The organism is Algoriphagus sp. A40 (assembly GCF_002002735.1).
In the GTDB taxonomy this organism is placed as follows: Bacteria; Bacteroidota; Bacteroidia; order Cytophagales; family Cyclobacteriaceae; genus Algoriphagus.
In genome coordinates this window covers 78917-103654 of the sequence record NZ_MUNY01000052.1, presented here as the reverse complement: position 1 = coordinate 103654, position 24738 = coordinate 78917, and the positions used below count along the sequence as shown (strand labels likewise).

The 24738-nt window shown below is 44.3% G+C and carries 23 protein-coding genes; 15 read left to right on the top strand and 8 right to left on the bottom strand.

Going from position 1 to position 24738, the window contains the following annotated elements:
- The first annotated feature begins 91 nt into the window (after positions 1 to 91).
- The 3 genes from B0E43_RS30960 (at position 92) to B0E43_RS30950 (ending at position 3695) form a co-directional block, all read left to right on the top strand.
- A complete protein-coding gene (locus B0E43_RS30960; protein ID WP_254423419.1) occupies positions 92 to 559 on the top strand; it encodes a hypothetical protein in 468 nt (155 codons plus the stop codon).
- 37 nt (positions 560 to 596) lie between these two features.
- A complete protein-coding gene (locus tag B0E43_RS31335; RefSeq protein ID WP_077349977.1) occupies positions 597 to 2528 on the top strand; it encodes an OmpA family protein in 1932 nt (643 codons plus the stop codon).
- Positions 2529 to 2825: 297 nt separating this feature from the next.
- Positions 2826 to 3695: a hypothetical protein gene (locus B0E43_RS30950; RefSeq protein WP_077349975.1), complete on the top strand. Its 870-nt coding sequence runs from the start codon at positions 2826 to 2828 to the stop codon at positions 3693 to 3695.
- A gap of 177 nt (positions 3696 to 3872) precedes the next feature.
- Here B0E43_RS30950 and B0E43_RS30945 read toward each other — a convergent pair whose 3' ends face one another.
- Positions 3873 to 6815 carry a glycoside hydrolase family 3 N-terminal domain-containing protein gene (locus B0E43_RS30945; RefSeq protein WP_077349973.1) on the bottom strand — a complete coding sequence of 981 codons (2943 nt, stop codon included), beginning with the start codon at positions 6813 to 6815 and terminating at the stop codon, positions 3873 to 3875.
- 257 nt (positions 6816 to 7072) lie between these two features.
- Here B0E43_RS30945 and B0E43_RS30940 point away from each other — a divergent pair, with 257 nt between their 5' ends.
- The 4 genes from B0E43_RS30940 to B0E43_RS30925 are packed head-to-tail and all read left to right on the top strand — an operon-like array spanning position 7073 to position 11038.
- Complete coding sequence (locus tag B0E43_RS30940; protein ID WP_077349971.1) at positions 7073 to 7474, top strand: hypothetical protein; 402 nt, start codon at positions 7073 to 7075, stop codon at positions 7472 to 7474.
- The gene (gene mutL / locus B0E43_RS30935; protein ID WP_077349969.1) at positions 7467 to 9308 is read left to right on the top strand and encodes a DNA mismatch repair endonuclease MutL; all 1842 of its coding nucleotides are present in this window, start codon (positions 7467 to 7469) and stop codon (positions 9306 to 9308) included. Before B0E43_RS30940 ends, mutL begins: the two co-directional genes overlap by 8 nt.
- A 1-nt stretch (position 9309) precedes the next feature.
- Entirely contained in the window at positions 9310 to 10101 is a 792-nt protein-coding gene (locus tag B0E43_RS30930) for a rhomboid family intramembrane serine protease (RefSeq protein ID WP_077349967.1), read from the top strand.
- 1 nt (position 10102) lies between these two features.
- Positions 10103 to 11038, top strand: coding sequence for a rhomboid family intramembrane serine protease (locus tag B0E43_RS30925; protein WP_077349965.1), 936 nt, complete (start codon positions 10103 to 10105; stop codon positions 11036 to 11038).
- A gap of 69 nt (positions 11039 to 11107) precedes the next feature.
- Here the strand turns inward: B0E43_RS30925 and B0E43_RS30920 are convergent, their stop codons facing one another.
- The 3 genes from B0E43_RS30920 to rlmN form a co-directional block, all read right to left on the bottom strand.
- A complete protein-coding gene (locus tag B0E43_RS30920; protein ID WP_077349963.1) occupies positions 11108 to 11578 on the bottom strand; it encodes a hypothetical protein in 471 nt (156 codons plus the stop codon).
- Between the two features lie 55 nt (positions 11579 to 11633).
- Complete coding sequence (locus B0E43_RS30915; RefSeq protein ID WP_077349961.1) at positions 11634 to 14306, bottom strand: TonB-dependent receptor plug domain-containing protein; 2673 nt, start codon at positions 14304 to 14306, stop codon at positions 11634 to 11636.
- A 73-nt stretch (positions 14307 to 14379) separates the two neighbouring features.
- A complete protein-coding gene (rlmN, locus tag B0E43_RS30910; protein ID WP_077349959.1) occupies positions 14380 to 15444 on the bottom strand; it encodes a 23S rRNA (adenine(2503)-C(2))-methyltransferase RlmN in 1065 nt (354 codons plus the stop codon).
- A 241-nt stretch (positions 15445 to 15685) separates the two neighbouring features.
- Here rlmN and ccsA (B0E43_RS30905) point away from each other — a divergent pair, with 241 nt between their 5' ends.
- The 6 genes from ccsA (B0E43_RS30905) to rnhA all read left to right on the top strand — a co-directional run bounded on the left by ccsA (B0E43_RS30905) (position 15686) and on the right by rnhA (position 20833).
- A complete protein-coding gene (gene ccsA / locus B0E43_RS30905; protein ID WP_077349957.1) occupies positions 15686 to 16360 on the top strand; it encodes a cytochrome c biogenesis protein CcsA in 675 nt (224 codons plus the stop codon).
- Positions 16361 to 16363: 3 nt separating this feature from the next.
- Positions 16364 to 16606, top strand: a complete 243-nt coding sequence (locus B0E43_RS30900) for a CcmD family protein (RefSeq protein WP_077349955.1) — start codon at positions 16364 to 16366, stop codon at positions 16604 to 16606.
- Positions 16607 to 16617: 11 nt separating this feature from the next.
- Positions 16618 to 17034 carry a cytochrome c maturation protein CcmE gene (locus B0E43_RS30895; RefSeq protein WP_077349953.1) on the top strand — a complete coding sequence of 139 codons (417 nt, stop codon included), beginning with the start codon at positions 16618 to 16620 and terminating at the stop codon, positions 17032 to 17034.
- Positions 17035 to 17062: 28 nt separating this feature from the next.
- Entirely contained in the window at positions 17063 to 19582 is a 2520-nt protein-coding gene (gene ccsA / locus B0E43_RS30890; RefSeq protein WP_077349951.1) for a cytochrome c biogenesis protein CcsA, read from the top strand.
- A gap of 171 nt (positions 19583 to 19753) precedes the next feature.
- A complete protein-coding gene (locus tag B0E43_RS30885; RefSeq protein WP_077350081.1) occupies positions 19754 to 20335 on the top strand; it encodes a MarC family protein in 582 nt (193 codons plus the stop codon).
- 45 nt (positions 20336 to 20380) lie between these two features.
- Positions 20381 to 20833, top strand: coding sequence for a ribonuclease HI (gene rnhA, locus B0E43_RS30880; RefSeq protein ID WP_077349949.1), 453 nt, complete (start codon positions 20381 to 20383; stop codon positions 20831 to 20833).
- Between the two features lie 9 nt (positions 20834 to 20842).
- Here the strand turns inward: rnhA and B0E43_RS30875 are convergent, their stop codons facing one another.
- Entirely contained in the window at positions 20843 to 22066 is a 1224-nt protein-coding gene (locus B0E43_RS30875; protein WP_077349947.1) for an ATP-binding protein, read from the bottom strand.
- A gap of 125 nt (positions 22067 to 22191) precedes the next feature.
- Positions 22192 to 23316 carry a sugar phosphate isomerase/epimerase gene (locus tag B0E43_RS30870; protein ID WP_077349945.1) on the bottom strand — a complete coding sequence of 375 codons (1125 nt, stop codon included), beginning with the start codon at positions 23314 to 23316 and terminating at the stop codon, positions 22192 to 22194.
- Between the two features lie 115 nt (positions 23317 to 23431).
- Here B0E43_RS30870 and B0E43_RS30865 point away from each other — a divergent pair, with 115 nt between their 5' ends.
- Together B0E43_RS30865 and B0E43_RS30860 are read left to right on the top strand one after the other, a co-directional pair.
- The gene (locus B0E43_RS30865) at positions 23432 to 23647 is read left to right on the top strand and encodes a hypothetical protein (RefSeq protein ID WP_077349943.1); all 216 of its coding nucleotides are present in this window, start codon (positions 23432 to 23434) and stop codon (positions 23645 to 23647) included.
- 1 nt (position 23648) lies between these two features.
- The gene (locus tag B0E43_RS30860; protein ID WP_077349941.1) at positions 23649 to 23954 is read left to right on the top strand and encodes a type II toxin-antitoxin system RelE/ParE family toxin; all 306 of its coding nucleotides are present in this window, start codon (positions 23649 to 23651) and stop codon (positions 23952 to 23954) included.
- Positions 23955 to 23956: 2 nt separating this feature from the next.
- Here B0E43_RS30860 and B0E43_RS30855 read toward each other — a convergent pair whose 3' ends face one another.
- Together B0E43_RS30855 and B0E43_RS30850 are read right to left on the bottom strand one after the other, a co-directional pair.
- Positions 23957 to 24262, bottom strand: coding sequence for a hypothetical protein (locus B0E43_RS30855; RefSeq protein WP_077349939.1), 306 nt, complete (start codon positions 24260 to 24262; stop codon positions 23957 to 23959).
- 41 nt (positions 24263 to 24303) lie between these two features.
- A complete protein-coding gene (locus B0E43_RS30850; RefSeq protein ID WP_077349937.1) occupies positions 24304 to 24726 on the bottom strand; it encodes a DUF5606 domain-containing protein in 423 nt (140 codons plus the stop codon).
- Between the last annotated feature and the right edge of the window lie 12 nt (positions 24727 to 24738).

Genomic DNA, 24738 nt, shown 5'->3' with positions numbered 1-24738 from the left:
CTCATTGAATCAATTCTACCCTTTTTGCCGTTATGCAGAAAGGGTTTTTCTTTGTCAGACAAACGAGCTTATGTACCTACCTTTTGAACAAATGCCAGAAAATTCCCGGGTTTGGGTGTATCAGGCAGATCATAGATTTTCGGATTCCGAGCAAAAAACTGTTAGAGAGCGAATGAACCGCTTTTGCGAAGGCTGGAATACCCACGGCAATCTGATGCCAACTTCTTTTGAATTGGTAGAAGACCAGATATTGATTTTGGCAGTGGATGAAAGCAATTTGGGCGCAAGTGGCTGTTCGATAGACAGTTCTGTCCGGATTCTGCGCGAGCTGGAAGAGCTCATAAAAACCAATCTGACTGATCAGGGCAAAATCAGTCTGAAAAAGGCCTCGGGGGAATTGAAAGTCATTCCTGGATTGGGTGTGAAGGCCCGGGTGACTTCCGGAGAAATCGATCTCGAAACCGAAGTCATTAACCCGACGATCCGGATCAAAGCAGATCTTAAAAATTTGTGGCAACCTGTCCGAAATAGTTGGCTAAACAGGTATTTTCCAAATTAATTAGTAATATTCAGTATTGACCGACAATCGCATTTCGATGAAGCAGCATTTTTTGTGGATATATGTTTTGATTCTGTTTGTGCTGGCTGGCTGTAAAAGCCTCCAGGAAAAAGGGAACGACCAGTTTCTTTCCGGACAATACCAATATGCCATCAATACCTTTACCCAGATTTTGGAGCAGGATTCTTCTAATCTGGAGGCAAATCAGGTAATCGCGGAGAGCTACAGGCTTTCGAACAGGATCGAGAAATCAGAGCCCTACTATTCTCAATTGGCTGAAAAGGAGCCTTCATTTGATACTTATTTTTTCCTAGGGCAAAGTCTGAAAGCCCAACAAAAAAATGAAGAGGCAATTGCTGCATTTGAGAAAGCAAAAAGTTACACTTCCGACGAAGCGATTTTGGCAAAGAATCAGCGGGAAATCGAAGCAATCAAACTGGCTGTAGGTATCGAGAACTATTGGCCAAATCATGAATTGGTCAATTACAAAGAACTTAATACTGCCGGTGCAGATTATGCGCCGGTATTCAGTGAGGATTTCCTTTATTTCACTTCAGGAAGACAGGCTTCTGGATTGTATCCAGCAACGGGCACTCCTTATACCAAGCTTTTTCGGGCAAGAGCAGACGGAGTAAAAGTGGATGTGGGAGCTATCCAAGCTTTACCAGAATTCCGAAATGAAGATGGGCTAAACCAAGCAGCTATTGCTATCAGCCCTGATGGGAATACCATTATTTATGCAAGGGGGAATTCAACTTCCTCCAAAGATCTTCCTGATGTAGCACTTTTCGTTTCTTATTTCCGCGGAGCGGGATTTACCCAACCGATCTGGATGCCTGTTAATGAAGACGAAACCTGGTGGAATTCCACACCGGCTTTCAGCCCTGACGGTTCCGAACTTTACTTTGCATCTAACAGACCAGGAGGTTTTGGTGGAATAGATATTTGGAAAGCTACAAGGCTTGCAAACAGTGACTTTGGAAATCCGGTTAATTTAGGACCAACTATCAATACTCCAGGAAATGAAATGTTTCCCCGAATGACTCCTGACGGAAAGTTTTTCTTTGCCTCGGATGGTCATCCTGGCTATGGAAAGTTGGATTTGTTTGTCGCAGAAAACAATGAATCCGGAACTCAGGTTATCAAAAATCTGGGTCAAAATATCAACAGTAAAGACGATGATTTTGGAATTTTCTTTACAGAATATCCGAAATCTGGTTTTATTTCTTCCAACAGAGAAGGTGGGATTGGAGACGATGACATTTACTTTTTCGAGGACAAAACTCCAAAACCAAAAATCATCAATGTCCTTTTGAATGTATACACCAAAGAAGCTAAGCCTGATGGAACAGAAGCAATTTTGCCTCAAACTAGAGTGGTGCTTTATGGTTCGGATAACAAGCAGCAGGGTGGAGATTTCTCCAATACCAACGGGCGAGTGAGATTTACCATGACCACGGATGCGGATTACACCATTATTGCATCCAAAGGAGGCTATTTCTCCAAATCCATCCCTTATACCACCAGGGGAAAAACGCCTGATCCAGCCACCTTGATCCAGGAAGTGACTAACGTTTCACTGGACACTACAATTATATTGGACCAATTGATTTTGGAAAAATCCATCGTACTGGACAATATCTATTACGATCTGGACAAGGCTGAAATCAGAACTGACGCAGCTGTGGAGCTGGATAAACTGGTGAAAATCTTGCTTGACAATCCAACTATCCGAATCGAGCTGAGTTCCCATACCGACTCGCGATCAAGCGATACTTACAACCTTGATCTTTCCCAGAGAAGAGCCCAGTCTGCTGTAGACTACATGGTGTCGAAGGGGGTTGCGGCTGAAAGACTTGTCGCCAAAGGCTATGGTGAATCCCAATTGATCATCAAAGAAGCTCAGACCGAAGAAGAGCATCAGACCAACCGACGTACCGAGTTTAAGGTGATCGAGATTAAGGAATAAGTACCTAGACTCTAGTATCAAGACGCTATACTTAAATACCAATAGTCAAGAACCAAGAATCGAGTAAGATCAGAGCGAGGCAGGTAGGTTTAAAACTTAAAAAAGCCATTAAGAACTCAATTCTTAATGGCTTTTTTAAGTTTTAAGTAGAGTTTGAATTGAAGAAGTTCAATGACAGAATCTTGGTTTTTTTAATTTTTATGATTGTAAAAACTTTATAAACAGTATGTTAAGGAACAATTTTGAGTGGGTAAATATACTTCTTTGCTATAGGACATTTTAAAAGACTACACAGAAATGGGAACTTGGGGAACAGCCATAAAAGACAGTGACGCATTTGCTGACATATACGGCGAATTTTTCGACCTATATAACAAAGGCGGACAACCTGACATTATATCCAAAAAAATTGTAGACGACAATTGGGAAATTCTTGAAATTGAAGAAGAAAAAAACAGTTTGTGGTTTGCTCTTGCCTTAGCCCAATGGGAGACAAAATCGCTTGACCCAAAAGTATTGACGATAGTTGAAGACCTAATTTTATCAGGTGTTGAATTGAAAATTTGGCTCGACCTTGGAGCAAGTGAACAAGACATTACAAAGCGAAAAATTGCACTTGACAGGTTCCTTGAAAAAATAAAGTCAGAAAGACCAAAGGCTAAACCAAGAAAAAGAGAAAAATTAAAAACGCCAATTTTTTCAACTGGCGACTGCTTGGTTTTTAAATTGACAAATGGAAATTATGGCGGAGCAGTTGTTTTAGCGGCAGACAATAATCCTGAAACTGCATACAACTTAGTAGCAACAACTCGACTTAATCAAAGCAACAAACCGACACTGAAAGACTTTGAAAATACAGAAGTACTAATTTGCAATTTTGGACAGTGGCAAGACAAAGTAGATGTAACTTGGTATATGCCTGACTTATTTTATAAAGACTATGCTGACATTTACGAAAATATTGGAAGAATTTCGGTGGACTTAGAGTATGAGACTAAGAATCATGACGGAAAAGGTTATTTGTTCAAACCTTCGTGGACAGCAGGTTGGAGTATGAATAATGCTGCAGAAAGACAATTTGAATCTGAATTAACAAAACCAAAGCCGACAAAAATTTTAACAATCAAACAATTGACTAAGAAAGAAAAATGGTGGAAAGTAATCTAAGAAAAACGCCCTATAAGAGGCGTTTGGCAAAAAAGCGGGTTCAGTGCTTAAAGGAAGTTTTGTGCTTCGTATTTCAGTGATAGCATACCGTTTAGTGTTTCGAAATCCGCTTCTTCACTAAGCGCCGATTGTGCCTATCGCCAATGTAAGGCCATGGCCTATCTTCTATAATCTACTTCACTTTCCCATCGCTTCATAAACCAAATCATGAATTTTGGTCCGGATTCCTTCATCCAAAAGTTTGTTGTTTTCAGCTGCAGGATAGACCCGGTTGGACAGAAAAACATAGACCAGTTGGTTATCCGGATCAGCCCAGACACAGGTCCCGGTAAATCCGGTATGTCCAAAGGTGCTTTTTGCTGCTAATTTGCTTGCTGATCCACCTTTTCCATGCTCAGGCTCGGGTTTGTCCCAGCCCCAACCCCGGCGACTCATCGTGGATTGACGCTTAGTAAAAGCATCTACCGTCTCGGCTTTGATCAGGGAAATTTCCCCGTAGGTTCCTTTATTTAGCATCAATTGCATCATCACTGCCAAGTCGTTTGCAGTACCGAAAAGTCCTGCATGACCCGCTACTCCACCATACATTGCAGCTCCAGGATCATGGACGAAGCCGTGGACTTGGCGCTTTCTGAAAGCCACGTCATTTTCTGTCGGAGCGATCTTATCCATTGGCATTTTAAGCAAAGGATTGAATGTCATCGTTTTCAATCCCAATGGAGCGTAGAAATTTTGGTCCAAAAATTCATCCAAAGGCTGATTGACAATCCGTTCAATGACCGCCTGCATGAAATACATGGTCAGATCTGAATAGACGTATTTATTCGGTTTTGGAAGCAGGTCGGATTTCACGGTCCAGTTCCAAATGCTGTCCCGGAGTGCATCTTTTCCATACATATCATTGGAGACAGGCCGGGTAAATCCAGGTTCTGGGCTGGGCTTGTAATAGTCACCTCGCCATTGTCCGGATTGTACGGTATTGACATAATGGGGGATAAAGGATTTCAATCCGGCTTCGTGGGTGAGCACATCTTTCAATACAAGACTGGCTTTGTTGGTGCCTTTCAACTCAGGCAAATAGTATCCCAAGGTTTTGTTCATATCCAACTCGCCTCGGCTGTGAAGGAACATGGCTGCCTGAGTGGTAGCCAGCACTTTGGTAATGGATGCCAAATCATAGACGGTTTCCGCAGTTACTGGACTTGTCTTTTGGTAATCGAGGTATCCATAAGATTTCTGAAAGACCACTTTTCCTTCTTTCATCACCAACACATTTGCCCCCGGTGCAGCTTGGATTAAAATCATTCGTTCAGCGACGGCATCGATTCGATCCAAGGTTTTGCTGTCGAGGCCGACACTTTCGGGTGATCCGTAGGAAAGTCGGTTTGCATCCTCCAGATATCCACCCACGCCGTGGGAATATTGTCCGCTGACCGTTACAGGTAAAATTCCCTTTCCAGGCCTGCCTCCAAAAAGTACTTGAGGAGCCAATTTTTGGGTTTCTGATGAGTTTTCATAAGCCAAAACCACATTTCCAAAGCCTTCAAGTGCTTTGGCTCCATAGGCATTGCCAAAAAGAACCGTGACCACTTTTTGTCTTTTTTCAAGCTCCCGGATCAGCTGGACATCCCCCGGTGCGATTCCAAATGCCCGCTGTGGGCTGTTGGTCACTCCCATTAATCCCACCACCACGACATCGTAATCCTCCAGCTGCTTCAAAAGGTTGTAATGAGCGGACTCTCCTGCTGCTTTTTGAATGGTAAAGTGGTCTACAGAAGTATAGTTTTTTAAATATTGGCTGAAAACTTTGCCATCGTCACCTATCGAAAGGCTGGCGAATTTATTGAGGTCGAGGTTTTTGAATGGTAGCAAATCTCCCTTGTTGGCAGCTACCGTGATGGATTCAGCATAGAGCTTTTCAATCACAGCACTGGTTTTTGGGGTATTGAGGCGCTCGGCAATTTGGTAAGTGTCTATGGGCTTGTACTGATCCAATCCTGCCCAATATTTTGCTTTGAGGACTTTTTTGACTCTACGGTTGATTTCCGATTCGGAGATCAGGCCCTTGTCTACCGCTTCTTTGATCAAAATTTTTGCTTTGGGAACATTCTGGGAATACAAAAGCACATCATTCCCTGCTAAGAGCGCTTTTAAATCCACTTCACCCGGTTTGCTAAAATTGGCCACACCTTCCATGTTCAGTGCATCTGTGAAGATCAAGCCTTGAAAATTCATGCGTTTTTGTAACAAATCAGTCACAATCGGTTTGGAAAGACTGGTAGGAATATTTGATCCGTTGTCCAAGCTTGGGACATTTAGATGGGCAACCATGACTGACATCAGATCCTCCCTGAAAAGTTCCTGATACGGATAGAGATCAATATCCCAGATTCTTTTTTCCGGATGATTGATCACCGGTAGGACATGGTGGCTGTCAGTTTCAGTATCTCCGTGACCAGGAAAATGTTTGGCGTTTGCAATGATTCCGTTGTCCTGCAATCCTTTCATGTAGGCTACTGCCCGCCGGGTGACCATTTCTTTGTTTTCTCCAAAAGCCCGGTAGCCGATCACCGGATTATCGGGATTTGAATTCACATCCACCACAGGAGCAAAGTTGATGTGCATTCCCAGTTCCTTAAACTGACGGGCGATTTCCGAGCCCATTTCATAGATTAAGTCCGGATTTTGAATTGCACCCAAAGTCATGGCTTTTGGGAAATTGGCCACCGAATCCAAGCGCATCCCAATGCCCCATTCCGCATCCATGGCAATCAACAAAGGGGTTTTAGCCTGTGCCTGATAATAATTGGTCAATCTGGCCTGTCGGTTGGGGCCTCCCTGAAAAAATATCAATCCGCCGAGGTTTTCGGTTTTGACCAGGTTACTGATCTCATCGACGTGCTTCTGGTCTTTGTTGGAATAGGCCGCGACCATGAAAAGCTGCCCTAATCTATCCTCGAAGTTGAGCGCATTGAAGACACTGTCCACCCAGATTTCCTGGGCCATTCTATCTTTGGACATTAGAGGATCTTCATTTGAAACAAAAGGATCGACATTACCGGAAATGAATAATCCCATCAAAATCAAAAGAGAAATCAGACTCCAATGCTTTTTGTTCATTACTGAGTTCAGTTTTTAATCCTTAACTTTCAAAATATATTTGTGATCGCGACAGAAGTTGATTCTTCCTGTTATCCCTGGTCGCATGTGTGCATTGGATAGAGGGACAATTAACTGAATATAGTGAAGATTGGGAAACATTGAGTATCAATTAAGGTTAAAAAACGCAGAAAAGTGATCTACGGTATTTCCTCGCCCAAGAACTCTACAAAATTCCTTCCGAAACCTTGTTCCAAGAACTCGCCAAAAATTAAACTATGAAATTCCCTTCCATCTTTCGCTCTGTTACACCTACGCGATTTGAGATCAAGCCTAGATATTATGATCCGATCAAAGAAGATATCGAAGATCGTTCCTCACGCATCAGAAAGGAATTGGAGGAGGAAGGGCAATTGATTAAGGAGGACAACCAAAATCGGAAGGGTATAGGAACAGGAATTCGCGGATCTTTTTCAAATCGGGGGATTAAGCCAAAGAAAACCGCCATCGCCAGTTCAACTGGAATTATTCGAACAATACTTTTCCTGGTAATGGTCATCGGGGCTTTCGGCTATATTTACATCGGACCGATTATTCTTAATTACCTTCTTGGTGGAATTTTGGTTATCGGAGTGGGTTACTATTTGATTAGATTTTTAAAGAAGGGGAAAGATGACTGACATCATCCAACTTCTGCCGGATGCAATTGCCAATCAGATTGCAGCCGGGGAAGTAGTACAGCGCCCTGCTTCTGCGCTCAAGGAACTTTTGGAAAACTCAGTCGATGCCGGGGCTACCCAAGTCCAGGTTGTTATCAAAGATGCCGGAAAGCTGTTGATTCAGGTAATCGACAATGGAAAAGGGATGTCAGCCACTGACGCTCGGATGAGTTTTGAGCGGCACGCCACCTCCAAAATCAGGACCTCCCAGGACCTTTTTAGAATCCGAACTTTTGGCTTCCGGGGAGAGGCTTTGGCTTCCATTGCGGCGGTGGCTCAGGTCGAACTCAAGACCCGCCAGTCGGATTCGGAGCTGGGGACTTTGATCCAGATCGAGGGATCGGATATGAAAAAACAGGAGCCAGTAGCCGTTCCGGTTGGAACCTCAGTAGCCATGAAAAACCTATTTTTCAACGTTCCTGCGCGTCGGAATTTCCTTAAATCCAATCCGGTGGAAATGCGTCACATTGTCGATGAATTTCAGCGGGTTGCACTTTCTTACCCTGAAGTTGCTTTTTCACTGTTTCAGCAGGACATGGAGGTTTTTAGCCTTCCTTCAGGAAAGCTGAGTCAACGGATTGTGGGACTTTTTGGAAAGAATTACCAAGGGCAGTTGGTTCCCTGTGATGAGGAAACACCCCATGTCAATATCAAAGGCTACATCGGCAAACCGGAGCATGCGAAAAAGACCCGTGGTGAGCAGTTTTTCTTCGTCAACAACCGCTACATCAAGAGTTCCTACCTGCACCATGCGGTGAGTTCTGCTTTCGAAGGACTCATTCAAAATGACCAGCATCCGTTTTATGTCCTGTTTTTGGACATCGATCCGGCGCATATCGATATCAATGTGCATCCGACCAAGACAGAAATCAAATTTGACGACGAGCGGACGGTATATGCCGTGATCCGATCGGCCGTTAAGCAGGCCTTGGGTGCACATCATGTTATGCCGTCTTTGGACTTTTCGCTGGATGTCAATTTTCAGGAAAACTGGACCAAAAATCCTGACACGAAAGTTCAGGTTGACCGGGAATACAGCTATAAGACATTCAATACGCCAGAATTTAAAAAGTCCTCTGTTTCGGGATGGGAGCGCCTTTTTGAAGGGGATTTCAAACCCGAACCGAAAACTTCAAAGGATTCGGATGAGGAACTCGAAATCCTGACTTTCCCTAGCCGTGCCTCGGCAGATGAGCCCAGGTTTATGATTCAGCCACAGGAATCTGAAGCTACAGGGACGACCTTTCAGGTGGAGTTGAGCTATATCGTGGCGCAACTTTCGTCTGGAATGCTGATCATTGACCAGCAATCGGCACACGAGCGGATTCTATATGAGCGCTACATCCGCCAACTACAATCTGCCCGTGGAGCTTCCCAACAGTGCCTTTTCCCGCCGACAGTTCAACTGAACGCCGGGGATTTTGCATTGGTGATGGAAATGTTGCCGGAGCTCCACAGTTTGGGATTCGTGGTGGAGGAATTTGGCAAAGACACTGTGCTCATTCAAGGAGTTCCTGCTGATATTGCTGTGAAAAATGAAAAAGAACTCTTTGAGGGTTTGGTCGAACAGTTTAAAAATTTCAAGAATCAGCTTTCTCTGGACAAAAGAGAAAATCTCGCGAGGTCACTTTCCCGTAGATCATCTATCAAAAAAGGACAAAAACTTAACCCCCAGGAAATGGAAACCCTCGTAGGTCAGCTTTTTTCCTGCCAAAACGCAAACTATTCCCCATCTGGGAACAAAACTTTTGTGAAATTGGATTTAAATAGCATTCACTCCTTCTTCGGAAAATAGCATGTTTAGAAATATTACCCCGGTCGTTCAAAATCTATTGCTGATCAACATCGTCGTATTTGTGCTGGCAAGCTTCGTCTTTCCAGTTCTAGATGAATGGTTTGCGCTTTATAACATTCAAAGCGCCTATTTCAAGCCTTTCCAGTTTTTGACATACATGTTTATGCATGCCGATTTCTGGCATTTGTTCAGCAATATGCTAGGGCTGTTGGTCTTTGGTCCGCTGCTGGAGCAGTTTCTAGGGCCAAAGAAATTATTTGCCCTGTGGATGGTGTGTGGCGTAGGAGCCGGGGTGCTGTATACAGGCTATTCCCTCTACGAGTATAAAAATATGGAAGAAAAAGTCCTGGCTTTTGAAGGAAATCCCGATCCGGAATATTTTAATAAGCTGGTGTTGGAAAACAGGGGTTACTTTTCTCCCGAGGTTTTTGATTTTGTGGATCAGTACAGTAGAAACCCTGAGGATCCTATGTACATTGACCGGGCAGAAAAAACGCTGGATGCGATTCTTAGACTTCACGCCAATGCACCGATGGTCGGAGCGTCAGGAGCGCTATTCGGGATTTTGGTGGCTTTTGGGATGCTTTTTCCCAATACTCAGCTTTTCCTGCTCTTCCCGCCGATGCCGGTCAAGGCAAAATATTTGGTGGGAGCGTATGCACTATATACGGTTTACAACGTATTGCTAAATAGTTCCACGGACAACGTGGCGCACTTTGCCCACCTGAGCGGACTGGTGATCGGAGCAGTTTTGGTTTATTTTTGGAAAAAGGACAGAAACTCATTTTATTGATATGTACGGTAGCTTTTGGGAAAATCTGAGAAATGCCTTCCGGCACAGCGACAATAGCCTTTATAAGCTGATTGCGATCAATGTTTTGGTGTTTTTTGTACTCTTGGTTGTCAGAGTTCTCCTGACGATCAGCGGACTGGAAGAGTTGTACAAGGCTGGTCTAAACTACCTGATGATGCCAGCTTCCTTGCCCAAGCTTGTCACACAGCCATGGACCATTTTTTCATACATGTTTTTGCACGAAGGGGTATTTCATATTCTCTTCAATATGCTTTTTCTGTACTGGTTTGGCTTGCTAATCCATCAATACCTTGGCAGCAGGAAGCTTGCGAATCTGTATATCCTTGGCGGTCTTTTTGGAGGCATTTTTTATGTGTTGATTTATAATTTGGCTCCCTATTTCAGCGGTTCGGTTGATACCTCGATGATGCTGGGAGCAAGTGCCGGAGTATTTGCCATCGTAGTCGGAGCCGCGACCTTGACCCCAAATACCACCTTCTTTTTGATTCTGCTCGGGCCGGTTAAGATCGTTTACATCGCCGCATTTTATGTGATTTTGTCCTTTGCCAACTCTATTGGATCCAATGCCGGCGGTGAGATTGCCCATTTGGGTGGAGCGCTGTTGGGTTACCTCTATATTGTTCAGCTGCGAAAAGGGAACGATTTGGGACTTCCTGTGCAGAAGGTTGGGATCTTCTTTGAAAACCTATTTAATCGCAATCGGAGCAAAGTGAAAGTAAGTTACCGCAAAGCGAAAACAACAAGCACCGGTGGATTTGGAAGCTTTTCAACCAAATCCAGCTCTGCGCCGGTATCCAAAACCCAAGAAACTTCTCAGGAAGAAATCGATCAAATCCTTGACAAAATTGCTGCAAAAGGCTACGATGCCCTTTCCAAAGAGGAGAAGCGGAAATTGTTTGAATTCAGTAAAAAGTAGGTTTCTGATGGATGATTGATGAGAGTTTAAAATCATCCAAGGGAAATAATATTTTTCGCTTTCTGATATTTAAAGAGGAAATGCCAAGCCTATCCGAAATCCGGATTCCTGAGGGACTTGACTTTGGAATTTGAACTCGGTGCTCAAGCCAACCCAATCTGTCAAAACAATGTAAGCTCCCACCCCTGCATTTGCTCCGACATAATCCTTTTTTGTTCCTGCCTGGTCGGGTTGTGTGTTTTGAAAAGACTGACTATACCCAGCCATAAAGTATAGTTGCGAAGCACCTTCAGTCACATAATAGCGGAGGTCAAAGCTGAAATTACTGGCATTGCCCACTTCGGGAAAGAGCTTGGTGTAGCTTGGCATCACTGCAAAGCGGTCTGCAAAGAAATATTCAGCACCGCCCGCAATTCCAAATTCATTGTATTTAAGACCATAAAATCCCAGTGCGTGAATTCTGGCATCCCCCTTTTCCTGGGCATTTGTCTGAGCGATCATGGCCCAAATCAGTATAAAAAGCAGTAGGGATTTTTTCATTTTTTCTGGGGTTTGAAAGAAAAAGGTAGGCGGCTTTGCTGAGCTTTGCAAATTCCTAATTGAGGATTTTGACGATTCTTCCCAAACGCCCCTGGGCATCCATTCCCTCAATTACCACCTGTAATCGTTTAACTGCATCGGAATTGTAAAATTCGATTTGAGTTTTCCCGGAGGTATCAGTCTTAATTAAAGGTTGCCAATAAATTGTCGCTCTTTTGTCTGAAGTAGCATTTTCTGTTGTTTTCTCCTCATAAATTGGAGCATAAAATTCCCTGGGAGAATCATAACCTCCGTATCTGGTGACCAATGTGCCACCCACACTTTGGAAATTCATTCCGGCGCCCGTTTTAGTATAAACTGCAATGACTCCATTTGCACCTTGTGACCCGAAAATCGCAGCCCGGGCAGGATCTTTGAACACATCCACACTAGATACATTTCTTGGATTGACCTGCATTAGAGTGGCTGCATCCACGGGCATATTGTCAAGCAAAAAAAGCGGTGAGGTGCCTGCATTGACCGAGCCGACTCCCCTGATCTGAACCGACACATCAAGTCCAGAAACAAAAACCTGGACTCCTGAAACTCTTCCCTGGATTAGTTGGAAAACATTGGAAAAAGCAACATTCCCCGGGATTTTGTCCGGATTGATCGTCACATCGCCTGTGCCGAATAGTTTTCGCACTCCTTCATCCTCTTTTTGTATGGTTTGAGCCTCGACCGTTACCTCTTCCAATTCCAACACATTCTGGTTTTCATTGAGTTGTTGCATGAGGTTTCTTTCCTGAAATGTTGCCGTCAAAGCTGCCGGCCAAGTGATTTCTGACGGATAGCTTCCGTCGATTGTCGTAAAAACTGCTTCAGGTTGGATGATGCTCACATCTACAAAGTTTTTCACTCGGCTGTCTTCAGCAGTGATCGTTACTGTCACCGAATCCTGGTAATCCATTTCTGTCAAAATGAACCTTCCGTTTGGGCCAAATTCTGAACCTATGATTTCCAGCCCTTCTCCCACTATCGCATTAACTTTTCCACCTCCAAGTCCTTTTTTGGTTTCTTGCTGTTCGGTGATTTGACCTTCGATATTGATGCCCCGCTCTATGAAATGGTCGATTTTTGGGAAATTTCCGGCAACCAGATCCTCCCAGGAAAACCGTCTCCAGCCATGGGTCAGCATCACCAAATCAAGGATTTCCAAAGTTTCAGGTTCCTGATCCTTGAAATAATAACCGGGTCGATGGATTATTCCCCGAAGGTCAGAAGTAAGAAGAAGGCTGGAAAAAATGTTTCCATAAGTGTCAGTTTCATCATTTACTTGGTCAGCATCACTGACTGCTATGGAGAATGTGCCATCCATTGGCTGATTTTGAAAGGAGCTGGATAAATCCAATGCAATTTTTCCACGGGGATCTACCGACCCGGAAGTCGAAAGCTCAAGCTTGAGCTGGTCATCTTTTTGGACAAAAATTAACCGCTCCAGCAATGGATTTCCTGCTGCACTCAAAATTGTAATATGGTTGATTCCTGAAATCAGATTTTCTTTTGGAATCCTGACGCCCCAAACCCCATTTGTGAGAGTTCCCTGAATCATGTAATTGATCAACCCCCGTGTTTGTGACACAAGCAGGAGAGATTCAGAAGCGGAATTTCCCTGCACAAAGGCCGTGATGTAAGCGGTATTTGGATTGTTTACCACCTGCAAAACCAGTCCTTCAGGAGCTGCTTTTGGAGTTGGGATTGTGCGGACTTCTCCGGTTTTTGGGTTGGTGATTTTTGCAGTGTTTTCGGCTTTTGTCGGAGTGAATTCCATTTTTCCCATGCCGCCAAACCGGGTGGAAAATTGCTGGCCTTCAATTTCTCCTTCGATTTCCAATGGATTCCCGTCCGGGTCGATGGCCCGAAATGCCAGATTGGATTTTTTTCCGACCACCAAATGTCCTCCTTCCGGCAAAAACTGGACATCTGCAAAATTCAAACTATAGGGAAGCCTGATTTTCTGGACGACAGGATAGTCCCCATTTTCGAAATAAGTCATCTCCAGACTTTGACTGGGATTGGCTTTTTCCGGAATTGAAAAAGAAAAAGAAGCCTGGCCTTGTGCATTGAGAGCGAGCGATTGCTTGTGCAATTCTATTTCGCCGGCAAGTACACGCAATTCCAGGGTTTGGTTGGCAAGGGGACTTCCGGCGCTGGACACAGCTTCAAGTTCAACTTGGTATTTTACCTGGCCACCTGTTGCGGTGATAGTTGTAAAGTTCACTTTTGGGAGGAAAGACCCTCCTGCTCCATCAACAACCAAAAAATTGCTGGTCAGAAAATAATCCTCCCCGAAATTTTGCATCCATGCAGTATAGGCTTTGATTTGATAAATGCCCGTTTTGCCGAATCGTGGGATTCTAAAATCTCCCGCACCGTGACCGCTTTCAATTTTGACTTTCCTCTGCTCTAGAAGCAATCCCTCTCCATCGAAAATATCGACATATAGGATTCTGCTCAAAGGCGAAGGAATCTGATTGCTGCCTGCAACTAAATAAGCGCTGAACCAGACATCATCCCCAAGAGTGTAGGTTCTTTTGTCCAAATGCAGGTAGGATTTCTCCGATGGATATTCCTTTTGGATGGTCTCAAAGTAGTGCTGGATTTTCTCCGGAAGAGTTTCCTGTGCCTGAGAATCAAATGCAATAGATTGGAAGGCTACCAACAGCAGAACAGAAAAAAGAAGCTTCATGGGTAGAATAGCTGGTAATTAAAAACCCAAGTAAGAAAACTATTCCTTAGTGCAAAAGCAAGTTAAAAAAAGCTCAAAGGCTGCCTAGATGTGCCACTTCATTTTTGTTAGCGAGCTGACCACAAGCAGCATCGATGTCCTGTCCACGGGATTTTCGGACTTTGGCAATGATTCCGTTTTGCTCCAAAATCCGAACATACATTTGCACGGCTTCTGGTTTTGCCTGACGGAATTCACCTTCGTCAATCGGGTTGTATTGAATCAGATTGACTTTGGAGGGAATTAACTTACAGAATTTGGCGAGTGCCCGAACATGCTTTTCATCGTCATTGATCCCTTCCCAAATGACGTATTCGTAAGTGACTTTCCGCTTGGTCTTTTGGTACCAATATTTCAAGGCCTCCGCAAGATCCTCCAAGGGATTGGAATCGTTGATCGGCATCAGGCAGGATCTGGTTTCGTTGATCGCTGAGTGAAGGGAGACTGCTAAATTGAATTTGACTTCATCATCAGCCATTTTTCGGATCATTTTCGTAATACCGACCGTAGAAAGCGTGATCCTGCGAGGCGCCATTCCCAGGCCTTCAGGGGAGGTGATTTTGTCAATTGCCTCAATGACATTCGCATAGTTCAGGAGTGGTTCCCCCATTCCCATAAACACGATATTGGTCAAAGGACGCTGAAAGTAGGTCTCTGCTTCTTCCTTGATCGCTACTACCTGATCGTAGATTTCATCCGGATTGAGGTTACGCATGCGCTTGAGTCTTGCCGTAGCGCAAAAATTGCAATCCAGACTGCATCCGACCTGAGATGAAACGCAAGCCGTGATCCGCTTGGTGGTAGGGATGAGGACAGATTCTACAATTTTGTCATCGAAAAGCTTGACCGCATTTTTGATGGTGCCGTCATTGCTGTGCTGCATCAGATCCACATGGATGTGGTTGATGGCAAAGTTGTTTTTGAGCATTTCCCTTGTGGAAAGGGAGATATTGCTCATGTCGTCAAAGTTTTTCAGGGACTTATTCCAAAGCCACTCATAGACCTGCTTGGCCCGAAATTTTTTATCTCCCTGGGCCACAAAAAACTCCTCCAATTCGGCGAGGCTGAGTTTACGGATGTCTTTTTTCTGATTTTCCACGGAGCAAAGTTAGGGATTGGAAAATTGAAAAATTTCAAAATTGAAAAATTGCGGTTGGGTCGGAATGTGGAAAGTTGAAAGTACTGGAAATCTTTTTTAGCTTGAAGGACTTGATTCGTGGTTTGGAAAGTGAACCGAATGATAGATTTTTTCAAACTTTTACTCAAGCCATTTATCAGAAAAAAGCAGGGGATTCAGGAACTTATGACGTACTTTTGCACACGAAAAAGCAATAACCCCTATGCGCCAATCCTGGTGGAAAATCCTGGCGATCGCCCTGCTGCTGTACACCCTCACTGCTGGTCTTCTGTGGGACGTACCTCGTCTTCCGATTCTCAACGAGACCATTCGCGCTCTTTACTTCCATGTCACGATGTGGTTTGGGATGTTGATAGCGCTGCTTGTTTCGATGATTTATAGCATCAGATACCTGAGAGGAAATAATTTGAAGGACGACGATGTGGCTATTGAGTTTGCCAATGTGGCGATTCTCTTTGGAATGCTGGGAATCTTTACCGGGATGCTTTGGGCAAAATTCGCCTGGGGAGACTACTGGAGTGGTGATCCCAAACAAAATGCCGCCGCTATTGCCCTGTTGATGTATTTTGCCTACCTGATATTAAGAGGAAGCCTTACAGATAGCCAACAGCGAGGTCGAATCAGTGCCATTTACAACATTTTTGCTTTTGCGGCTTATATTCCGCTTGTCTACATTTTGCCTAGAATGACGGATAGCCTGCACCCCGGCAACGGAGGCAATCCGGGATTTAATGCTTACGACACTGATGCAAACTTAAAGCTGGTTTTTTACCCGGCGATTATCGGATGGGCTCTTTTTGGCACCTGGATCGCAACTGTACGGATAAGAATGCGTAGGGTGGAAAGAACCCTCGAAGACCGATTGCTAAATTCCTGATCAATGAAAAAAATACTACCCATTGCCCTGTCGCTTTTCAGTTTTGTTGCTTTGGCACAGGAAAAAATACCAGTGACAACCTCTGACTACACCAATAGCAGTGTGGACATGGCCGACATGATGCGGTCAAATGGCAAAATCTATATCGTCGTCGGAATAATCGTTATTATTTTCATCGGTATCACGGCTTATCTCGTTTTTACCGATCGGAAGCTTTCCAGAATTGAAAAAAGTATTTCATCCTAATTCTCAAGAACATGAAAAAAGGACATATCATCGGACTCGGAATCATAGCCATCGCAATTGTGATCATCATGACCTCCATTGGCGATGCCAGCAGCTATGAGAGCTTCAATACAGCTTGGGAAATGAAAGAAGACGGCGAAGATAAAGCTATCCATGTCGTAGGCAAATTGAAGAAAGATACTTCCGGACAAGTAACCGGACTTGAAGTTAATGAGGACAAAACCTCCTTTACCTTCCTGTTGGTTGATAATGACGGTACCGAGCAAAAAGTATATTATAACGAACCTGTCCCGGCAGATTTTCAAAGATCCGAGCAAGTTGTGGTAATCGGTTCTTACCGTGAAAAGGAGATCTTCGTGGCAGACAAAATCCTAATGAAGTGTCCTTCCAAATATCAGGAAACTGACGTTCAGGCGGCAGGAATGTGATGTTGAGTATAATCCCAAGCAAACAATCATGATCAATACCTTTGTGGGTAATATGGGCCACCTGATGACCATCGTGGCTTTTGTCAGTGCTTTGGTCACGGCCTACGCCTATATCCAGTATTTCCGGGCAAACGAAATTGAAAAGGCAAGCTGGAGACGATTCAGCCGGATCAGCTTTTACATTCATGCCGTAGCGACCACCATGATTGCGGCATCACTTTTTGAAATCATTTACAATCACCGCTACGAGTACTTTTACGCTTATTCCCATTCTTCCAAGGCACTTCCGGTTCATTACATGATTTCCAGTTTTTGGGAAGGGCAAGAAGGAGCATTCATCCTTTGGGCCTTTTGGAATGTGGTGTTGGGATTGATATTGATCAAAACCAACAAATTCTGGGAAGCACCGGTTATGGTGGTATTTGCCTTGGTTCAAGCCTTTTTGATTTCCATGATCATGGGAGTTGTGATCGGAGATTTGAAGATTGGAAGTTCGCCTTTCATGCTTCTGAGGGACGCTACTCAGGCACCGATTTTCGAGATGAACCCGGATTTTGTTCCTGAAGACGGCACAGGGTTAAACCCGCTTTTGCAAAATATCTGGATGGTGATCCACCCTCCGACCCTATTCTTGGGTTATGCTTCTACTCTGGTGCCATTTGCCTTTTTGATTGGCGGTTTGGTGACCAAAAGATATTCTGAGTGGATTCGTCCGGCATTGCCCTGGGCGATTTTCTCAGCAATGATCCTGGGCATGGGAATAATCATGGGTGCTTACTGGGCTTATGTCACTTTGAATTTTGGAGGTTATTGGAATTGGGATCCGGTGGAAAATGCCGTCTATGTTCCTTGGTTGATTTTGGTGGCTTCGATCCATACCATGATCACTTTCAAGAAAAGCGCAACTGCACTGAAAACCTCGATCGTGCTGGTGATTATGAGCTTTATCCTGGTGCTTTACGCGACGTTTTTGGTAAGATCCGGAGTTTTGGGCGATGCTTCTGTTCACTCATTTACGGACTTGGGCCTTTCCGGACAATTGCTGATTTACATGTTATTTTTCATGGTTATCGCAATTTTTCTGGCAGCAAGAGCATGGAAACATATTCCCACTTCCGAAAAGGAAGCTTCTGTTTATTCCCGTGAATTCTGGATTTTCTTGGGTGCAGTTACGCTTGGGTTGATGTCTTTTCAAGTCATTTTGCCTACTTCAATCCCTGCATGGAATGCTTTGGTCGAAAGCTTTGGAGGCATTTCCAACATGGCGCCTCCGGCAGATCAGATTGAATTTTACACGAAATTCCAGTTGTGGTTCGCTGTTGCGATTGCCTTACTGACTTCGGTAGGCCAGTTTTTCTGGTGGCAAAAAATCGACAAGAAAGCCCTCAAGGATGCCTTGGTATTGCCTTATATTATTTCGGTTTTGCTTTCGGCGGTGATCATAGTTTTGGCCAAAGTATATGACTGGAAATACATCATTATTGTATTGGCTGGCACGTTTACTATTGTTGCCAACGCAGTTATTTTGGCGAAAATTCTCAAAAAATCAACCTTCAAACTCGCTGGGGGCTCATTGGCACACATCGGACTAGGGATGATTTTGATTGGGATCATGTTCAGCTCGGGATATTCTGATGTGATTTCGATCAACATGTCAGGTCTGACTTACAGCAACAGCTGGGAAGACGAAATGAACAAAGAGCACGTTCTGCTTTGGATCAATAAACCAACCCAAATGAAGGATTATACGGTCATCTATCGTGGCCGTCAGAAAAAGGTGGTCGGTGTTCCTGAGTACGTTCCTGCCAAGATTTTGGAATCCACAGGCAACGTTAATGAAGCTTTGGCACTCGAGGACTACAAGGATTTCTTCAAAAAAGGGGATTCTGTGAAAATTGTGCTTGAAGAGAATGATTACTTCAAGATCGATTACATGCAGAATGAGGTCTTGAAATTTTCACTCAGCCCAATGTCTCAATTCAATGAAGGGATGGGAGGCTTGATCTCCTCGCCGGATTCCAAGATTTACCTCAACAGGGACCTTTATACGTATGTTGCAGCGATGAACGATTACGAAGATCCGGAGTGGAAAGAAGACGAAAATTACGAAGTCGCCCCCGGGGACCAATTTCACATTGCCGATTTTGTGACGTATTTCGACGGGGCAGAAGTTCTCAAGGAAATCGAAGGATACCAGCTCCAGGAGGGTGATGTAGCTGTGAAAGCCAAACTTCGCGTTTTGGATTATGATGTGGAAAAAACTCTGGAACCGACCTTTATTATCCGAAATAATCAGGTTGGAAAACTTCCTGTGATCGATACCGAATTGGGACTAAAAGTCAGTCTGGAAAATATTCTGCCAGAGCAAAACAAATTTGTCTTCAAGGTCAATCAATACCAAAAAGACTATGTGGTGATGAAGGCAATCGTAAAGCCATACATCAATGTGCTTTGGATAGGGACGATCATCATGTTGATTGGATTTTCAGTGGCGATTTTCCGCCGTTTTGACGAATTCCAAAAGATGAGAGACAAAGGACTGGAATAAAATAATTCGGATTTCGGAATTTCGATTTTGGAAATAAAAGCTCGGTAATCCGGGCTTTTATTATTTTCAAGAGGTTTTCAGCTTTAGATGCATGATGTTGGGTTCCACTCCTCAAAGAATCTCAAATCCGAAATCCCACCTCCCAGATCCGAAATCCTATACCTTTGCGCCATGTTAGATTTCAAGCAGATTCTCTCCGTTTCTCTGATCTTATTTTCGGTGATTGATATTTTGGGTTCAATCCCGATCGTGATCAACCTTCGCAAAAAAGTCGGTCACATCAAGTCTGAGCGGGCGACACTTGCTGCGGGATTGTTGATGCTTGCTTTTTTGCTGGTGGGGGAATCGATCTTGAGGCTTTTTGGAATCGGAGTCAGCGATTTTGCGATAGCTGGTGCGCTGATCATCTTTGCTTTGGGAGCTGAGATGATCCTTGGTATCGAGCTTTTCAAGCCGGATCCTGAGGCAACTTCCAGTGCATCCATTGTTCCGATCGCATTTCCGCTGATTGCCGGAGCAGGTACCTTGACTACGATTTTGACTTTGAAGGCAGAGTTCGAGCAAGTCAATATTGCCGTCGGCATTTTGCTCAATCTGATCTTTGTCTATGCTGTTTTGAAAAGCACGACCTGGTTGGAAAGCAAACTTGGAAAAACAGGTTTGGATGTCCTGAGAAGGATTTTTGGAATTATCCTTTTGTCCATTGCAGTCAAAATTTTCAAGACAAATGCCTTTCCCATCGCTGTAGGATAGGCCTTCTCATGGTCGGACTCACAGCTTTTTTCTTTTCTTTGCAGCATGATTATCATTTTCACCGACGGTGCAGCCAAGGGCAATCCCGGGCCAGGCGGTTACGGAGCAGTTTTAAAATTTGGGCAGCACCGCAAAGAACTTTCGGAGGGTTTTCGCCTCACAACCAACAACCGTATGGAGCTATTGGCAGTAATCCGGGCTCTGCAGGAACTCAAATCCACCGAATTTCCCGTCCAGATTTATTCCGACAGCAAATATGTCGTGGATGCAATCGAAAAGGGTTGGCTTTGGAGCTGGCAGAAAAAAGGCTTCAAGGACAAAAAAAACCCCGATCTCTGGTTGAGATACATTCCTCTTCATCTCAAATACAAGCCGAAGTTTTTTTGGGTAAAAGGCCATGCGGGTCACCCGGAAAACGAGCGCTGCGACCAACTCGCCGTGGCAGCTGCGGAAGGTCGTAATTTGCCCGCTGATACAGGGTACGAGGCGAGTTTGTAGGGACTTTTCTTAAGAAAGAGCTTGGAGATAGTCCCGTAGAAAGTCTTTTACCGGCAGGATATGGATTGCTTTTCCATCAGAAGAAAATGAGTCTGTTTGGTTTAGCGTGAGTATATAGCCTTCGGTTTTTCCAAAAAACTCCATCGCTTCCAATAATCCGTCCATTTCCCGCTTTTGATTATCTACGTGAAGTTTTTCAGTCACTTGGATCAGCCATTTGCAGGTATTTCCTTCAAAAACCACAAAATCGCACTCTTTCATTTCTTTGAAATAATAGAGGTCAAGCTTGGTCTTTCGCAGTAGGATATATGCCAAGTTTTCCAGCAACCTTCCTCGGTCGTCGTTAAAGCTAAGCGAGTTTGCTCTCGCAAAGCCGGTGTCTATGCAATAGACTTTCTTCGGATTCTTGGAGATGCTTTTGGCAGACCAACTGAATCTCGGAAGGAAAAAGAGCAGGTACGCGTCTTCCAGCCAGGACAAATAATCTGACACCGTGGTCGGGGAACCCACTTCGAAGGTCTTTCTCAGGCTGTTGAAGCTCATCGTCTTGCCGACATTGGATATCAAAAAGAGCGTGATGTCCATGAGGGTTTTTGTGTTTTTTATCCCATACCGTATGGCAATATCGCGAAAGACGATGTCTTTGAGGAGGTTTTGCAGGACTTCGGGATTTCTGTCGCGCAGGTATTCGGGAAAGCCACCCGAGAGCAAGTATTCCAGAAAACTTTCGGCGCTGTCTTGCAACTGACTATAGTCTGTAAATTCCGGGTAGGAAAAAGGGAATATCTCGTAAGCGAGATGTCTGCCCGTCAGTCGAGTGCCCAGTTCGCTGCTGAGAAGGGAGGCGTTTGAACCTGTGACGTAGACCTTTTCGCCCCGGTCGTGCAGCTGCCGGACATACACTTCCCAACCGGGGACGTTTTGTATTTCATCAAAGAAATAGACGGAAGTCTCCTCTCCAAACACCTCGTCGAGCTTCGGAAAGTCGCTTATTTCGAAGCCGAATATTCTCGGATCCTCAAAGTTCAGGTAGGAATACGAAGCATGCGTTTCGGCGATGAGTTGCCGCATGAGGGTGCTTTTTCCGCAGCGACGTATTCCAGTGATTACTTCGATATGGGTGCTGGTGGGTTTTATTTTGCCGCTCGCTTCACGTTTGGTAAGCGGAAAACGCTTGGTTATCACCTTTTGCTGTCCTTCTACTGCCGCTGCTATTTCCTCCTTAAGTATCATGATCTAAGCCTTTTAGATACTCAAAGATAGCATTTATTTTGAGAAAGTATAAAAGTGTACATTTATAAAATACAATAGTTTACGTTTTAAACGTAAACTAAATTGATTCACTCTTTTAGCTGATCTCAGCCTAGAGAATCCATCGTTTGCAGGGGAATGTCTTTGCGGTCTAAGTCTTGGAGGGCATGATATGAAGAGGCAGGATACTGCCAACCTTCGTCTCCCAGCTCATATAAAAGCGGGGCCAGGTTTTGAACTGCCGCTTTGCAACCTTGCACAATTGCTCCCAATTTCCCGGTTTGCTTGGAAAGAACAGCCTCGTTTTCGATTTCAAAAGGTCCTGAGAAGCCTTTTTCTTTCAAAATCGAAACAAAAGCCCTCCAGTCCATTGAGTCACCCAATCCAAAACCCGGCAAAGTCGCCTCGTAATGATGGCGATCCCAAGGGTTGGTGCTGGACGGGATGCCCAGTTTCTCAGCCCATTCGGGACGGATTTGCTGCATGGGATACATATTTCCCCAAAATGGATCTGGAACATTCCGGGTGGACTTGACATGGATGCGCTTCAACCTGTCGATATCGGTATGCTTAATGACTTCCACAGGATCTGTGTGCTGCCAGACATCGTGAGAGGGATCGTAGATTTCCCCGTGATTTTTCTCCGGGACGAGTTCGTACATGAGTTTGCGGGCTGCAAGAACTCCAGTGAGGTTGTTGAAAGTGCCAAAATGGCCAGAGCTTCTCCATCCTTCCATCGGACAGTTTTCATACAAAACAGTGACTCCAACGCTGTTTGCATAGCGGATAATGGGCCCAAAGATCCGCTGATATTCAAGCATATTTTTCTCAAAACCGCCTTCCTGATTGCCCAATTCATGGTTGTAGCCGACGAAAGTGCCAACTTTGACATCGTTTTCATCTCCGCCAAGCAGATAGGCGATACGGATCAGGCGAAGTAGATGGTTTTGGTTTTTGATGCGATGTATCGGATCTCCGCCGATCAGGTTTTCAAAAGCACCGATGGAAAGCCGGAGTTTAGCTCCGTTGAATTGATCAATCAGTGCCTTGGACTGATCGGGACCAAAGTTTTCATAATCCAGGTGTGTGGCGACAAAGTCATCTCTGGTGCCATCTTTTCGGAACACACAGAGGTCCAGTCCCTGCACGCCGATTTCTGTTGCTTTTTGGATGGTCTGATCCAGGTTGAGCTGGTCAAAGGCCGAAGTCATGATCCAAATGGGATTCGCCATGGGTTTGGGGTTTTGTTAAAATTAGGAATTGATCCACTTCCAGGAAATGGATTCCAAGATAATTGGAATCCAAACCGGTAGATTTTGGGTTATATTTATAAAAACTACAGGTTGTATGAATATCGAGGAGAGAAAGCTTAAGCTAATCAATCAGGTGAAGGAGCTCAAAAACGAGACAACACTTGATTTTCTTGAGGCCTATTTTGGTCAGAAACCATATCCTTTGACGAGGGAAGAGCTTGTGGAGCGGGCTATGTTAGCTGAGGAAGATATCCGAAAAGGAAAATATTTAAGTCAAGACGATCTGGAAAAAGAATCCCGAAACTGGTGAAATGAAGATTTTTTGGTCTGAATTTGCCAAAAATCAATTGAGGGAGATTTATCACTATTATTCTCAAAAAGCCAGTTTAAAAGTGGCGAATCAGATAAAATCTGAAGTATTCAGAAAAGTGAAAATGCTGATTTCTCGACCCGAAATGGGACAAATTGAGCCGAATTTGAAGGAATCTGGGTTTGAATTCAGGTATTTGGTGGCGGGAAATTTTAAAATCATTTACATGCCTCAGCTAGACCATATTTTTATTACAGACATTTTTGACACTCGTCGTGATCCCGAAAAAATGAATAAATCCAGGTGATTTTAACCCTGAGAATACCTCCTCCGGATCTCTACTTTTATCTTTTGTCTCTCCCAAAGCGCTTTGGCCAAATCAGCTGCTACATGATCCGGTTCGGATTCATGCAGGATTTGCTTCAGCTTATTTTCCGCAAGGTCCACCCGGTAGCAAACCTGCAGCAGTCGCTCCAAATTGCGGTCCATCAGCTGACTGATTGCTTTTGTCAGAATTAAGAGTGCTTTTTCTTCCGAAAATTCTTCTTTGATTTCGGGAAGTTGAAAGTCTTTGGTGACGAGCGTAAAAGTTTCCTCGGAAATGGACTGACTCATAATGAAATGAAAAAGCCCCGATTTGGGTCGGGGCGGATGGATTAGGCTTCTTTTTGTTCCTCGCTGGTTTCCTGTAAAACCTCAGGAGCCGCTGCACGGATGATGTTGTACCAAGTTACCAGTTTTTTGATGTCGGATGTATAAACCCGGGCATCGTCAAATTCAGGGAGGATAGACTTGAGAAATGCTCTCAGTTCACTTTCAGGAGAAGTGCTTTCTACGCCGGTGTCGCCTTTGTACTCGGCTTCGATTTTTTTCATCACAGATTCTAAAGGCTCAGCACCTTCTTCTGTCAGCGTATAAATCGAAATGTCACTCAAGATGGATACGCGCTGAGCCATTCCCGCCACAAGTTTGGTCTTCTTGTCATCCATTGATTCCAGCACAACACCAGATCGGGTTGGCTTCAATATTTTATACAAACCCGGCTTGCCGGCTACAGTTGCGATGTCTTTGAAATTCATGGTTTTTACTTT

Excerpts from the sequence above, each read along its gene's own strand:
- mutL (WP_077349969.1), top strand. The coding sequence starts at position 7,467 with ATGACTGACATCATCCAACTTCTGCCGGATGCAATTGCCAATCAGATT.
- B0E43_RS30950 (WP_077349975.1), top strand. The coding sequence starts at position 2,826 with ATGGGAACTTGGGGAACAGCCATAAAAGACAGTGACGCATTTGCTGAC.
- B0E43_RS30960 (WP_254423419.1), top strand. The coding sequence starts at position 92 with ATGCCAGAAAATTCCCGGGTTTGGGTGTATCAGGCAGATCATAGATTT.
- rnhA (WP_077349949.1), top strand. The coding sequence starts at position 20,381 with ATGATTATCATTTTCACCGACGGTGCAGCCAAGGGCAATCCCGGGCCA.
- B0E43_RS30930 (WP_077349967.1), top strand. The coding sequence starts at position 9,310 with ATGTTTAGAAATATTACCCCGGTCGTTCAAAATCTATTGCTGATCAAC.
- B0E43_RS30915 (WP_077349961.1), bottom strand. The coding sequence starts at position 14,306 with ATGAAGCTTCTTTTTTCTGTTCTGCTGTTGGTAGCCTTCCAATCTATT.
- B0E43_RS30855 (WP_077349939.1), bottom strand. The coding sequence starts at position 24,262 with ATGAGTCAGTCCATTTCCGAGGAAACTTTTACGCTCGTCACCAAAGAC.
- B0E43_RS30865 (WP_077349943.1), top strand. The coding sequence starts at position 23,432 with ATGAATATCGAGGAGAGAAAGCTTAAGCTAATCAATCAGGTGAAGGAG.
- B0E43_RS30920 (WP_077349963.1), bottom strand. The coding sequence starts at position 11,578 with ATGAAAAAATCCCTACTGCTTTTTATACTGATTTGGGCCATGATCGCT.
- B0E43_RS30850 (WP_077349937.1), bottom strand. The coding sequence starts at position 24,726 with ATGAATTTCAAAGACATCGCAACTGTAGCCGGCAAGCCGGGTTTGTAT.
- B0E43_RS30860 (WP_077349941.1), top strand. The coding sequence starts at position 23,649 with ATGAAGATTTTTTGGTCTGAATTTGCCAAAAATCAATTGAGGGAGATT.
- B0E43_RS30900 (WP_077349955.1), top strand. The coding sequence starts at position 16,364 with ATGAAAAAAATACTACCCATTGCCCTGTCGCTTTTCAGTTTTGTTGCT.
- B0E43_RS30940 (WP_077349971.1), top strand. The coding sequence starts at position 7,073 with ATGAAATTCCCTTCCATCTTTCGCTCTGTTACACCTACGCGATTTGAG.
- B0E43_RS30925 (WP_077349965.1), top strand. The coding sequence starts at position 10,103 with ATGTACGGTAGCTTTTGGGAAAATCTGAGAAATGCCTTCCGGCACAGC.
- ccsA (WP_077349957.1), top strand. The coding sequence starts at position 15,686 with ATGCGCCAATCCTGGTGGAAAATCCTGGCGATCGCCCTGCTGCTGTAC.
- B0E43_RS30895 (WP_077349953.1), top strand. The coding sequence starts at position 16,618 with ATGAAAAAAGGACATATCATCGGACTCGGAATCATAGCCATCGCAATT.
- B0E43_RS31335 (WP_077349977.1), top strand. The coding sequence starts at position 597 with ATGAAGCAGCATTTTTTGTGGATATATGTTTTGATTCTGTTTGTGCTG.
- ccsA (WP_077349951.1), top strand. The coding sequence starts at position 17,063 with ATGATCAATACCTTTGTGGGTAATATGGGCCACCTGATGACCATCGTG.
- B0E43_RS30870 (WP_077349945.1), bottom strand. The coding sequence starts at position 23,316 with ATGGCGAATCCCATTTGGATCATGACTTCGGCCTTTGACCAGCTCAAC.
- B0E43_RS30885 (WP_077350081.1), top strand. The coding sequence starts at position 19,754 with ATGTTAGATTTCAAGCAGATTCTCTCCGTTTCTCTGATCTTATTTTCG.
- B0E43_RS30945 (WP_077349973.1), bottom strand. The coding sequence starts at position 6,815 with ATGAACAAAAAGCATTGGAGTCTGATTTCTCTTTTGATTTTGATGGGA.
- B0E43_RS30875 (WP_077349947.1), bottom strand. The coding sequence starts at position 22,066 with ATGATACTTAAGGAGGAAATAGCAGCGGCAGTAGAAGGACAGCAAAAG.